A 14,370-nucleotide genomic window follows, 5' to 3' on the forward strand; every position below is an offset into this window, starting at 1 on the left:
AAGTTACGAGTCTGGAGTTTTATGCTTTGAAATTCAAATTATTATTTCAGGTATACTAACTCATAATTCATAACTAACAATTTATAATTCAACAAAATGAGTTTATCAACTACAAGTATAAAGAGACCTGTTTTAACCATTGTACTGAATCTTTTGATTATTTTATTCGGTTTTATTGGTTACACTTTTCTGGGTGTCCGTGAATTTCCTTCGATTGACCCGGCGCAGGTTTCTATCAGAACCAATTATACAGGAGCCAATTCTGATATTATTGAATCACAAATTACGGAACCTCTTGAAAAAGCTGTAAATGCGATTGATGGAATCAGAAATATAACATCATCCAGTAATCAGGGGAGCAGTAATATTACTATCGAATTCAACTTAGATAAAAACCTTGAAGAAGCAGCAAATGATGTTCGTGACAAGGTTTCACAGGCTGTTCGAAATTTACCGCAGGACATTGATGCACCTCCGGTTGTTTCTAAGGCAGATGCCGACAGTGAATCTATTATTTCGATGACGGTTCAGAGTGATACCAGAAGCTCATTAGAATTAAGTGATTATGCCGAGAATGTTATTTCGCAGCGTTTAGAAACTATTCCGGGAGTGAGTGGTGTTCAGATTTGGGGTCAAAAACGTTACGCCATGCGTTTATGGATTGACCCTGTAAAATTAACGGCCTACAAATGTACAGTAGCTGATGTTCGTAATGCCTTAAATGCACAAAATGTTGAACTGCCTTCAGGAAAACTGACCGGAAACAATACTGAACTTACCGTAAAAACAATAGGAAATCTTTCTAAACCGGAAGAATTCAACAACATTATCATTCGTACAGATGGTGATAAAATTATTCGTCTTAGCGATGTAGGAGGTGCAGAATTAGGACCAGAAAATATCGAAACTTCATTAACTTCTTCCGGACTTCCAATGATTGGTCTGGCAATTGTTCCGATGCCGGGAGCAAATTATTTAGATATCTCATCCGAATTTTATAAAAAATATGAAGCGCTAAAAAAAGATTTACCAAAGGATATCAAACTTAATATTGCGCTTGATAATACGTTGTTTGTAAAGAAATCAGTATTGGAAGTTGCTGAGACTTTAGGGATTTCTATTCTGTTAGTAATCATAATTATTTATCTGTTTTTCAGGGACTGGGCAATTGCGTTCAGACCTTTGATTGATATTCCTGTTTCCTTAATTGCCACATTTTTCATTATGTGGATGCTTGGGTTTTCCATAAACGTATTAACCCTTTTGGCTATTGTTTTAGCTACAGGACTTGTGGTAGATGACGGAATCGTGGTGACAGAAAATATCTTCAAAAAAGTCGAAGAAGGAATGTCCCCTATTGAAGCAGCTATAAAAGGTTCTAACGAAATTTTCTATGCTGTAATTTCGATATCCGTAACGCTGGCAGCTGTATTTTTACCAGTAATTTTCCTGGAAGGTTTCGTAGGACGCCTTTTTAGGGAATTCGGGGTTGTGATTGGTTCCGCTGTTTTGATTTCTGCTTTTGTATCCCTGACTTTGACACCAATGCTGAATGCTTATCTGATGAAAGGCGGTGAACAGAAAAAATCCAAATTCTACATGAAGACGGAGCCTTTTTTCGAAAAAATGAACAGCACTTACGCAGAAAGTCTTTCTAAATTTATGGATCGAAAATGGATCAGTTTCCCGATTCTGATTGTTTGTTTTGGAATTATTTACCTCTTTTTTACCATACTCCCAAAAGAAACAGCACCCTTAGACGACCGTAGTTCTGTCGTTATGCGTATGACAACTCCTGAAGGATCTTCTTATGAATATACCGATCGTTTTATGCAGGAGATTTCAAAATTGGTAGACGATTCTATTCCGGAGAAAAAAGTAAGCTTAGTTATTACTTCTCCAGGATTTGGTTCTTCATCTGTAAACAGTGGCTTTATCAGGCTTTCTTTAAAACAGCCCGATGAAAGAGTTCGTTCGCAAAAAGATATCGCCGATAAATTAACCAAATGGACTAAACAATATCCGGATGCCAAAACATCTGTTATCCAACAGCCCACAATTGCTGTGAACAGACGTGGAGGATTGCCTATTCAGTATATTATTCAGGCTTCGACTTTCGAGAAATTAAGAGAAAAAATCCCTGTTTTTATGGAGGAAGTGGGCAAAAGCGACGTGTTCTCTATTAGCGATGTCAATTTAAAATTCAACAAACCGGAAATCAATGTAAGTATCGATCGTGAAAAAGCCGAGAGTTTAGGGATTTCTATAATGGATATTGCACAGACCCTACAGCTTTCGCTGAGCGGACAACGTTTTGGATATTTCATCAAGAACGGAAAACAGTATCAGGTAATTGGCCAGTTTAATCAGGAAGACCGTTCGAAACCGCTTGATTTAACTTCAATTTTCGTAAAAAACAAAAACGGTGAATTGATTCAGATGGATAATGTTGTAAAAATTGAAGAGCAGAGTAATCCGCCTCAATTGTACCACAATAACCGCTACATGTCGGCAACGGTTTCTGCTGGTCTGGCACCAGGAAAAAGCATCAGTGATGGTATTGAGGAAATGGACCGGATTAAAGCAAAAGTTTTAGACCAGAGTTTCACCACTGATTTAAGTGGGGAATCACGCGATTTTGTAGAAAGTAGCTCCAATACCTCATTCGCATTTGGATTAGCATTATTGTTGATTTTCCTTATTCTTGCTGCTCAGTTTGAAAGTTTTATAGATCCGTTAATTATCATCCTGACCGTACCAATGGCGGTCGCAGGTGCTTTATTCTCTTTATGGCTGTTCAATCAGACCTGGAATATTTTCAGCCAGATTGGGACCGTAATGCTTATTGGACTTGTAACTAAAAACGGTATTTTGATAGTAGAATTTGCTAATCAGCTGCGTGAACAGGGAAAACCAAAATTAGAAGCGATTCTTGAAGCTTCAGAAGCACGTTTAAGACCTATTTTAATGACGAGTCTGGCTATTGCCTTAGGAGCATTACCAATCGCAATGTCACTAGGAGCAGCTTCTACCAGCAGAATCGGTATGGGAGTTGTTATTGTGGGAGGAACTATTTTCTCTTTGGCATTAACCCTTTTTGTTATTCCGGCTATTTATCTGATGTGGTCAAAAGCCAGAAAACATTATCCTGAGTTTGATCATATTGACGAATACGAAAAAGAAAGTATAAAATAGCACTAAATCATGAATTTTAAATTTTAGAATTCATGATTTCAGTAAAAGAAAATAAACATGAATAATAGAAATTTATATCGCATTTTAATAATCCTCTTATTATGTATTGGCAAAACCAATGCGCAGGAAGTCCTGACTATTGAAGAGGCCATGAAAATAGCTTTAGAAAATAATTTTGAAATTAAAATTGCCAAAAACAATTCAAAAATATCTGAAACGAATGTAACAATTGGAAATGCAGGAATGCTCCCAACCGCTACCGCTTCGATTACAGACAACAACAGTATCACCAACTCCTCTCAAACACGTCAGGACGGAACGACAACAGCTTTGGACAATGCCAAAAACAACAGCTTAAACTACGGGGTAAGCCTTGGCTGGACGGTTTTCGATGGAATGAAAATGTTCGCCAGGCTGGATCAATTAAAGGAACTTCAAAAACTAGGCGATGCTGAGTTAAAAAGAACAATTTTACTAAAAATTTCACAGGTTAATTCAGCTTATTATGACCTGGTACAACAGCAACAGCAGCTAGCTGCTTTAGACACCACCATTGTTATTTCAAACCAAAGATTAGAACTGGCAAAAAACCGTTTTACAATTGGTAAAGCATCAAAATTGGAAGTTTTGAATGCACAGGTTGATTTGAATTCAGACCAGGTAGCTTTGTTACGCCAAAAAGAATCGTATATCAATTCAAAAATTTTACTTAATCAATATTTAGCCCGTGATCCAAAAATTGATTTCAAAGTCACAGACCAGCTTACCGTTGATGATAAATTAATTTTTGCTGATTTGTTGGATTTGGCACAAAAACAAAATCCTGCATTAGAAGCTCAAATAATCAATAAACGAATTGCAGAATTGGAATTGAAACAGGTAAAAGCAGACCGATATCCTGTGATTAACTTAACCACCGGATATAATTTTGCAGAAAGTCAATCCAGTTTAGGTTTTACAAGTGAAGCTTCTTCCAGAGGATTAAATTATGGTTTTAATGCTACGCTCAACATTTTCGATGGTTTTAATCAGCATAGAAATGAAAAAGTGGCAAAATTGCAAATCGAAAATTCTCAAATTGCTATCGAACAGCAAAATATGATCCTGAATACACAATTAAGTACTGCCTTCCAGACCTATTTAACCAACATCGAACTTATTGGACTGGAAGATGATAATGAAGAAATAGCAAAACAAAATCTTTCAATTACGCTGGATAAATTCAGGATTGGAACAATTACAACATTAGAATTCAGAACAGCTCAATTGAATTATGTGAATGCAAAAGTTCGTAACAGCAACGCTCAATATCAGGCAAAATTATCTGAAATTGCATTAAAAGAATTAGCCGGAAATATTAGTTTTTAGTTTAATTTTGTTCGAAAAGCATTTAAATGATTTCATACAATACAAAGGACTGGGTAACTTTTATTTTTCGTTTTCACAAATCTGACACCATAAGAAAATTGTTTTCTGTCATGATTGTGATTGGAATTTATAGTGCGGCCGTTGGTTATCTTGAAGTTCAGTATTTTAAAATCGGGAAAAACGATTACATACACAATATCAATATCATGCACGGCATGCTGGGTTTTGTCATCTCGTTACTGCTTGTTTTCAGGACAAATACCGCTTATGACCGTTGGTGGGAAGGAAGAAAATTATGGGGCAGCCTTGTCAATAACAGCCGTAATCTCGCCATCAAGCTGTCTGCCATTTTAAAAGATGAAACCGACAGAAGCTTTTTCAGGAAATTTATTCCAATGTATGCCCATATTCTTCAGATCCATTTAAAAGATGATGACACAAGTAAACAGCTTTTTGAAGATGTTGATTTAGAAATCGATCACCATAAACACAAACCCAATCAGTTAAAAAAAATCATATATCAAAAAATTAATGATTTGTATGATACAAAAAAAATCACCGGAGACCAGCTCATTATTTTAAACGAAGAATTAAGATCTTTTACTGATATCTGCGGTGCCTGTGAACGAATAAAAAACACTCCTATTCCGTATTCTTACAGTGCATTTATCAAAAAATTCATTTTCTTTTATACGATGACGCTTCCTTTTGGATATTCTGTAAGCCTGGGTTACTTTGTAGCTCCAGTCGTTGTTTTTGTATTTTATGTTCTGGCAAGTTTAGAATTAATTGCCGAAGAAATCGAAGATCCGTTTGGAGATGATGAAAACGATTTGCCTATAAAAAAGATATCCGAAAACATCAAAAAACATGTTGAGGAATTGATTTAGAAATTGTATTTATTTGATTTTAATTTCTATTAATCCATTTCATTTAAACCGAAAACTATATTCTTTCGGAAGAATTACATGCTATAAAAAACAAAAAAATAGTTTCCAACTCCAGCAATCAATCCTTATATTTGTACACTTATCAAGAATACTGAAATCAAAATGAAAATATCTTACAACTGGTTAAAACAATTTATTAAAACAGACTGGACATCAGAGCAAACTTCAGAATTACTTACAGATTTAGGTCTGGAAGTTGAAGTGGTCGAAAAATACCAATCAGTAAAAGGAGGCTTAGAAGGAGTTGTTGTAGGACATGTACTTACTTGCGAAAAACATCCTGATGCGGACCGATTAAAAGTTACTAGTTTAGATATTGGTTTAGAGAATCCTATTCAGGTAGTTTGTGGTGCTTCAAATGTTGCGGCAGGTCAAAAAGTGCCTGTAGCTACTATTGGAACAGTTTTATATGATAAAGAAGGAGGAGAATTTACCATTAAAAAAGGTAAAATTCGCGGACAGGAAAGCCACGGAATGATTTGTGCTGAAGATGAATTAGGTCTCGGAACAGGTCATGATGGCATTATGGTGCTGGATGAAAAACTAATTCCGGGAACTCCTGCTGCTGAAGTTTTCAAAATAGCAAATGATGAAGTTTTCGAAATCGGGTTAACTCCAAATCGTGCAGATGCCATGAGTCATTTTGGAACGGCACGTGATTTAAGAGCCGGAATGTTGCAGCGCGGAATAAATGTAGAATTGATTACTCCTTCTGTTAGCAATTTCAGGGTTGACATGCGTACTTTAAAAATTGATGTAAGCGTAGAAGAGCCTACCCTTGCACCAAGATATTGTGGCGTTACCATTTCAGGCATTACTGTAGAAGAATCACCGGCATGGCTTAAAGATCGTTTAAAAGCTATTGGATTAACTCCAAAAAATAATATTGTAGACGTTACCAATTATGTTTTACACGAATTAGGACAGCCATTGCATGCGTTTGATGCTGCAAAAATCAACGGAAAAATAATTGTAAAAACACTTCCTGAAGGTACTAAATTTGTCACTTTAGATGATGTTGAAAGAACCTTACACAAGGAAGACCTTATGATTTGTGATGAAAAAGGGCCACTTTGCATTGCAGGTGTTTTCGGCGGGAAAAAATCAGGTGTTTCTGAAGTAACTACTTCTATATTTTTAGAAAGTGCTTATTTTGATGCCGTAAGTGTGCGTAAAACCGCCAAAAGGCATCAGTTAAATACCGATGCTTCTTTTAGATTTGAAAGAGGAATTGATCCAACTATCACAGAATACGCATTAAAACGTGCGGCACTTTTAATCCAGGAAGTGGCAGGCGGAAAAGTTACATCTGATATAATAGAAGTATATCCTAAAAAAGTAGAAGATTTTTCTGTTTTATTAAATTTCAGCCATGTTTATAAAATCATCGGGCAGGAAATCCCAAAAGACACCATCAAGAAAATATTAGTTTCTTTAGATATTAAAGTGAATAGTGTTTCTGAATCTGGTTTGGGATTAACTATTCCCGCATATCGCGTAGATGTTCAGCGAGAAATAGATGTGATTGAAGAAATTTTAAGGGTTTACGGATACAATAATATTGATTTTTCTAAGAAATTTAATGCTACAGTAGCCAATTCCCCAAGAACAGAAGACTACAAAGTACAAAATATAATTGCATCACAATTGAACTCTCAGGGGTTTCATGAAATGATGGCAAATTCATTGACTACGGCTGATTACGCAAAATTATCTGCTGACCTGAAAGAAGAATATAATGTTACGATGCTGAATCCGTTGAGCAGTGATTTATCAACCATGCGTCAGTCGCTATTATTTTCAGGTTTGGAAGCGATTTCATATAATATCAACAGAAGAAATTCTGATTTGAAATTATTCGAATTCGGAAAAACGTACCATAAATACCTTAATGGATACGAAGAACACAAACATTTAAGTTTGTTAATTTCGGGTAACAGAAATAAGGAGAGCTGGACAAATCCGCAAAAAACTACTGATTTCTTTTTACTAAAAGGATATGTTACCGGCATTTTAAATCGTTTAGGAATAGATAAAATTTCAAATGTCCCATCAAAATCAGATGTGTTTTCTGAAGGAACTTCAAAAGTTTATAACAATGAAGTTTTAGTAGAGATTGGAGTAGTTAAAAAATCAATTTTAAAACATTTTGGAATCAAACAGGATGTTTATTATGCTGATTTTAACTGGGATTTGGTACTGAAAATAATCACAGGAAAAATTAAATATTCAGATATCCCTAAATATCCGGAAGTACGCAGGGATTTGGCATTACTAATTGACCAAAGCACAACTTATGAAAGTATTTATACACTGGCTAAACAAACGGAAAAGGCACTTTTAAAAGATGTGAATTTATTCGATGTTTATGAAGGTAAAAACCTTCCTGAAGGCAAAAAATCATATGCTTTGAGTTTCACAATTCAGGACAGCACCAAAACACTTACCGATAGCCAGATCGATAAAATCATGTCTAAATTACAGCAGACTTTTGAAACTGAGCTAGGAGCAAGTTTAAGATAAGTTATAAAAAAACACCAGCATTATGAATTGCTGGTGTTTTTTTTATGACTTGCTGTTAATGTTTCTTTTTGAAAATCTTTTTAAACAAATTTACGATTACCAAAACAACACAGCCTAAAACAAGACCCGTTACAAATTCTTTTACTATAGAAGGAAGCTTAATACCTTCTGCCAAATGATGAAAATATGGAATATAATGTACAAAGATTCCTCCAGCCACTAATAATAACGCAATTGTACCAATAACCGTTAAAGCTTTGATAACTAACGGAAGTGCTTTTACAAGTATATTACCAATAAATTTTGAAATACTTTTTTCGTTTTTACTAAACTTAATAAGCTTATATCCTGCTTCATCCATCCTCACAATAAGAGCTACAATTCCATAAACTCCAATAGTAGCAACTAAGGCAATTATTGACGTTACAATGATTTGCTGAATAATTGGCTTTCCGATTACAGTTCCCAAAGCGATAATTACAATTTCTACAGACAATATAAAATCAGTAATAATGGCTGATTTTACTTTTCCTTTTTCCATCTCAAGAATTTGTTCTTCAGTATAAGTATTTTCAGTTATTCCTTCTGACTCTTCATGCGCATGAGGAAACACAAATTCATATATTTTTTCGGCTCCTTCGTAAGCCAGGAATAATCCACCCAAAACTAAAATTACAATAATAGCATCTGGCATAAAAGCACTCAATAAAAACGCTATTGGAAGAATAATTACTTTATTAAGCAAAGATCCTTTGCTAATTGCCCACAGTACCGGAAGCTCTCTGGATGAAGCAAATCCTGAAGCTTTCTCGGCATTTACCGCTAAATCATCCCCTAAAATTCCTGCTGTTTTCTTTGCTGCAACCTTACTCATTACAGCAACGTCGTCCATAATTGCTGCTATATCGTCTAATAGTACGAAAAAACCTGATGCCATTATATTTTGCTTTTTTTAATGTTAGTGGTGCGAATCTACTACTTTTATCCTAAATCATTTTAAAGAATTCGGGATTTAATTTTAACTGCACTGACCCAACAAAAACCAAAGAATTATAAAAACTATTATAGTACCAAAGCACCCTCCTCCTAATTTTTTTGCCCCGTAACCGGCTAGCAACCCTCTAAATATATTGTTCATAATAATCTATTTTAATGTTAGTGTAAATTTGACGATTAATAGTGTCTATTATTTTATAATACTTTTTAAAAATCTTTCATTATTCACGGATTACCCAAAAAAAACACCAGCATTTCTGCCGGTGTGATTATAATTAATATCTCTTTAATTCTACATTTATATCTGATTATACTACTGGTTGTGTCTGATTTCTAAAAACAAGTTTACCATCAAAAGCATCGATTAAAATGATACTTTCCGTTGTAATATTTCCAGCCAGAATTTCTTTCGATAACTGGTTTAAAACTTCTCTCTGCACTACACGTTTTACAGGTCTTGCTCCAAATTGAGGATCATATCCTTTATCTGACAAGTAAGCAATTGCTTCCGGAGTCGCGTCCATTGTAATGCCTTGTTGTGCCAGCATTTTGGTAACACCTTTTAACTGTAAGCTTACAATTCTTGAAATATTGTCGACTGTAAGCGGTGTAAACATTACAATCTCGTCGATACGGTTTATGAATTCAGGACGAACTGTTTGTTTTAATAATCCTAAAACCTCGTTTTTAGCCGCCTCTGTAGCCGCTTCTACTCCACCTTTTAGGTTTTCGAATTTCTCCTGAATAATCTGGCTTCCCATATTAGAAGTCATGATGATAATCGTATTTTTGAAATCGGCTAAACGTCCTTTATTATCTGTTAAACGTCCCTCATCCAGAACTTGTAATAGAATATTAAAAGTATCAGGATGTGCTTTTTCAATCTCATCAAGCAAAACTACAGAGTAAGGTTTTCTGCGAACCGCTTCTGTCAATTGCCCACCTTCATCGTAACCTACATATCCGGGAGGCGCACCAACTAAACGGCTTACACTGTGACGTTCCTGGTATTCACTCATATCGATACGGGTCATTGCATTTTCATCATCAAAAAGATATTCTGCTAAAGCTTTGGCTAATTCTGTTTTACCAACTCCGGTTGTCCCTAGGAATAAGAAAGTTCCAACTGGTTTTTTCATATCCTGTAAACCTGCACGGCTCCTACGAACAGCATCACTTACGGCTTCTATCGCCTCTTCCTGGCCTACTACACGTTTGTGCAATTCATCTTCTAAATGCAATAGTTTTTCTCTTTCTGTCTGAAGCATTTTCATTACCGGAATTCCAGTCCATTTTGCCACAACTTCTGCAATATCTTCCCTGGTTACTTCTTCTTTGATTAAAGAATTTCCGGATTGGAATTCCTGCAATTGTTTCTGCAAATTTTCCTGACGCTCCTGAGCTTCTTTTATTTTTCCGTAACGAATTTCCGCCACTTTTCCGTAATCTCCGTCACGTTCTGCACGTTCTGCTTCGTATTTAAAGTCTTCTATTTCATGTTTTACAGCCTGAATTCCGTCAACGATATCTTTTTCTTGTTTCCATTTTGCATAGATTTCATTACGCTCTTCTTTCAGGTTGGCCAATTCCATACCTAAAATCTTAAGTTTGCTTTCTTCTTTTTCACGTTTAATCGCTTCGATCTCGATTTCAAGCTGCATGATTTTACGATCCAAAACATCTAATTCTTCTGGTTTTGAATTGATTTCCATACGTAGTTTAGAAGCAGCTTCGTCCATTAAGTCAATTGCTTTATCTGGTAAAAAACGATTCGTAATATATCTTTGTGAAAGCTCAACCGCAGCAATAATCGCTTCGTCTTTAATCTGGACTTTATGATGCGTTTCATATTTCTCTTTGATTCCACGAAGAATCGAAATAGCACTTTCTGTATCTGGTTCATCGATTAAAACCTTTTGAAAACGTCTTTCTAATGCTTTATCTTTTTCAAAATATTTTTGATATTCATCTAAAGTAGTAGCCCCAATCGCTCTCAATTCGCCACGAGCCAAAGCTGGTTTCAGGATATTGGCAGCATCCATTGCACCTTCACCTCCACCCGCTCCTACAAGCGTGTGAATTTCATCAATAAACAAAACGATATCACCTTCTGCGGCCGTAACTTCTTTAACAACCGATTTTAAACGTTCCTCAAATTCTCCTTTGTATTTTGCTCCGGCAATCAAAGCTCCCATATCTAATGAAAAAACGATTTTTTCTTTTAGATTTTCCGGAACGTCTCCGTCAACAATTCTATGCGCCAAACCTTCTGCGATAGCCGTTTTACCAACTCCGGGTTCACCAATAAGCATTGGATTGTTTTTAGTTCTGCGAGTTAAGATTTGCAACACACGACGAATTTCTTCATCACGGCCAATAACTGGGTCTAATTTTCCCGTACGCGCTAATTCGTTTAAGTTTTTAGCGTACTTATTTAATGAATTATAGGTTTCTTCTGCCGATGCCGAAGTTACTCTTTCACCTTTACGTAATTCTTCAATTGCCGCTTTAAGACCTTTTCCGGTAACGCCCTGATCTTTTAAAATTTGAGAAACTTTACTTTTTGAGTCAAAAATGGCTAAAATTAAATGTTCGATTGAAACGTATTCGTCGTTCATTTTTTGCGCAATAATTTCAGCTTCATTCAAAGCTTTATTTGCATCCCTTGAAAGCATAATCTCGCCTCCAGAAACTTTTGGAAAACTCTGAATTGTACTGTCTAAAATTTGCAAAAACAACGGCACATTTACATTTAATTTTTTAAGAATAAAGGGTGCCACGTTTTCGTCAACTTCAAAAATGGCTTTAAAAATATGCTCGTTTTCAATTTGCTGCTGTCCATTTCGCTGCGCTAATTGCTGCGACAACTGAATAGCTTCCTGTGATTTGATTGTAAATTTGTTAATGTTCATGTTTTTATGATTTGATGATTATTTTTTTAAATATTCGATATCATTAAAGTTAAGATTTATACAGCTACATTTTTAGCTCAAAAAAATTAACTTTGTAATTCAATAGACAAATTATATTCCATAGCAAAAAAACAGACAAAACGGCATTTAAAATTGAATTTAATCGATTTTAACAAGTCAAAAAGTCATAAATCAAGCCAAATATGAGTTTTTTCAATTCAATCTTCGGAAGTTCAGATCATTCAGAAATCCCAAAAAGCAATGTAAACTGGACCGAATTAACCAACATTCTTCAATTACAGGAAGTAGAAGCAATATCACACGAAAAACCAGTCGTGATTTTCAAACACAGCACAAGATGCAGCATCAGCCGAATGGCTTTAAAACAATTTGAAAGAGAATATGCTCTTGAAAATATTGTTGATGCTTATTTTTTAGATTTGATTGCACATAGAGATGTTTCTAATGAAATTGCCAGTAAATTTGGTGTATATCATGAATCACCACAATTAATTTTAATCAAAAATGGAAAAGCTGTTTACAATGTTTCACACAGCGATATTGATGCTACAGCATTAAAAAACAAGATTTAAGTCTCTTCGTTTTAAATAAAGATTTCAAAGGCAGAGTTACACCTCTGCCTTTGAAATTTTCACCAATTTCATTGATTTACCATTATAAATAAATCTTAATATCGACTTAGGTTGCTACCTTTTTCATAAATTTGAAAAAAATTAAATCAATTGAAGAAATTACTCTTTTTCATATCTTTTTGTTTGCTTATAGGAAGTTTCCAGACAGTTTCAGCCCAAACTCCTAAGAAAATAATAGTTGAAAACTCAGACTTTTCAGATGTCAACGAAGTAGAAATTCCCGGAGCACTTTTGCTTACCGGAAATGTAAAAATAAATCATGATGGTGTAGTCCTTACTTGCAATAAAGCCTATTTCTTTCAAAAAGAAAATTATATAAAAGCCTTCGGTAACGTACAGCTTGTACAAGGTGACACCTTATTTTTAAATAGTAAATATGCTGAATACAGTGGTAACGTAAAAAAAGCTTTCGCAACCGGAAACGCTGTTATGACTTCTCCTGATGCAACATTGCAAACTGACACCATCAATTTTGACAGAAATGTTCAGGAAGTTTTTTACAATACTAAAGGCACAATTGTAAACAAAGACAATACCCTGGTTAGTAAATCCGGAAGGTATTACGTGACACAGAAAAAATTTCAGTTTTTAACAGAAGTAGTACTTACAAACCCTAAATATGTTATGAAATCTAATCACTTAGATTACTATAGTAACTCAGGGCACTCTTACTTATTTGGACCATCAACCATCACAAGTAAAACAAATTATATCTATACTGAAAATGGTTTTTATGACACAAAGAAAAACCTCGCCCATTTCCTGCGAAAATCATATATTAAATATGACGACCGGCGAATAGAGGGCGACAGTTTATACTACAATCGTAATACCGAATTTGCATCAGCAACACGAAATGTAAAAATTACAGATTCTATAAACAAGGGAATCGTAAAAGGTCATTACGCCGAATTATACAAACTAAAAGATTCAATGTTTGTAACCAAAAGAGCGGTTGCCATAAATCTGGTCGAAAATGATTCAGTCTATATTCATGGCAAAAAATTAATGGTCACCGGAAAAGAAGGCGAAAGAATTATCAGAGCTTTTAATAATGTTCGCTTTTTCAAAATAGATATGAGCGGAAAATGCGACTCACTTCATTCAAACAGTAAAACTGCCCTCACGAAACTAATAGGAAAACCCATTTTATGGAATGCTGAGAGCCAGATCACAGGGGACCTCATGCACTTAATTGGAGACAATAAAACCCGAAAAATAGACTCGCTTAAAGTGTTCAATAATACCTTTCTAATCTCTAAAGATACACTTGGAACAGGTTACAACCAGGTCAAGGGTATGAACCTCATTGGGAAATTCAGGGATGGAAAGTTACATGATGTCGATATAATAAAAAACACCGAAGCGATATATTACGCAAGAAATTCAGCAAACGAACTTGTGGGAATTGACAAAAGTGTAAGCAGCAGAATCAATCTTATTATAGAGAATAACAGAGTTGAAAACATAACTCTTTTTAAGAATGTTCAAAGTGATAGCTATCCAGAAGATGAGTTGGCGGAAAATGACCGAAAATTAAAAGGTTTTGTCTGGCGTGGAGACGAAAGGATAAAATCAAAGGATGATATTTTTCCTCCTGAAGAAAACGAACTCAACGATAAATTAGTCAAAGAAGGTAAAGCAGAAGATGCAAAACCCAATGTTCCTATGAAAATCAGGAAGGAAACACTAAATTACGACAAAAAGAAGCCTGCTGCTAAAACCAGTAAAGGAACTAACAAAAAAGCTAAAAAATAATTTTTAGTAAAAAGC

The 14,370-nt window shown here is 35.0% G+C and carries 8 protein-coding genes; 6 read left to right on the top strand and 2 right to left on the bottom strand.

Annotated elements, in window-relative coordinates:
* Window positions 1–96 precede the first annotated feature (96 nt).
* The 4 genes from OZP09_RS04760 (at window position 97) to pheT (ending at window position 8,036) form a co-directional block, all read left to right on the top strand.
* Window positions 97–3,195: an efflux RND transporter permease subunit gene (locus tag OZP09_RS04760; protein ID WP_281310385.1), complete on the top strand. Its 3,099-nt coding sequence runs from the start codon at window positions 97–99 to the stop codon at window positions 3,193–3,195.
* A 57-nt stretch (window positions 3,196–3,252) separates the two neighbouring features.
* Window positions 3,253–4,563 (top strand): TolC family protein, encoded by a 1,311-nt coding sequence (locus OZP09_RS04765; protein ID WP_269236784.1) that lies wholly within the window; start codon window positions 3,253–3,255, stop codon window positions 4,561–4,563.
* 26 nt (window positions 4,564–4,589) lie between these two features.
* Window positions 4,590–5,453 (top strand): bestrophin family protein, encoded by an 864-nt coding sequence (locus OZP09_RS04770; protein WP_269236785.1) that lies wholly within the window; start codon window positions 4,590–4,592, stop codon window positions 5,451–5,453.
* 162 nt (window positions 5,454–5,615) lie between these two features.
* Window positions 5,616–8,036, top strand: coding sequence for a phenylalanine--tRNA ligase subunit beta (gene pheT / locus OZP09_RS04775; protein ID WP_269236786.1), 2,421 nt, complete (start codon window positions 5,616–5,618; stop codon window positions 8,034–8,036).
* Window positions 8,037–8,091: 55 nt separating this feature from the next.
* On the opposite strand, the gene OZP09_RS04780 is transcribed toward pheT, so the two are convergent.
* Window positions 8,092–8,973 (bottom strand): DUF808 domain-containing protein, encoded by an 882-nt coding sequence (locus OZP09_RS04780; RefSeq protein WP_269236787.1) that lies wholly within the window; start codon window positions 8,971–8,973, stop codon window positions 8,092–8,094.
* A gap of 367 nt (window positions 8,974–9,340) precedes the next feature.
* A complete protein-coding gene (gene clpB, locus OZP09_RS04785; protein ID WP_269236788.1) occupies window positions 9,341–11,944 on the bottom strand; it encodes an ATP-dependent chaperone ClpB in 2,604 nt (867 codons plus the stop codon).
* Window positions 11,945–12,147: 203 nt separating this feature from the next.
* On the opposite strand from clpB, the gene ytxJ reads away from it, so the two are divergent.
* Both ytxJ and OZP09_RS04795 read left to right on the top strand, forming a co-directional pair.
* Entirely contained in the window at window positions 12,148–12,537 is a 390-nt protein-coding gene (gene ytxJ / locus OZP09_RS04790; protein WP_269236789.1) for a bacillithiol system redox-active protein YtxJ, read from the top strand.
* A gap of 150 nt (window positions 12,538–12,687) precedes the next feature.
* Window positions 12,688–14,355: an OstA-like protein gene (locus OZP09_RS04795; RefSeq protein WP_281310386.1), complete on the top strand. Its 1,668-nt coding sequence runs from the start codon at window positions 12,688–12,690 to the stop codon at window positions 14,353–14,355.
* Window positions 14,356–14,370 lie beyond the last annotated feature (15 nt).

This window comes from Flavobacterium flavigenum (assembly GCF_027111255.2).
Lineage (GTDB): Bacteria > Bacteroidota > Bacteroidia > Flavobacteriales > Flavobacteriaceae > Flavobacterium > Flavobacterium flavigenum.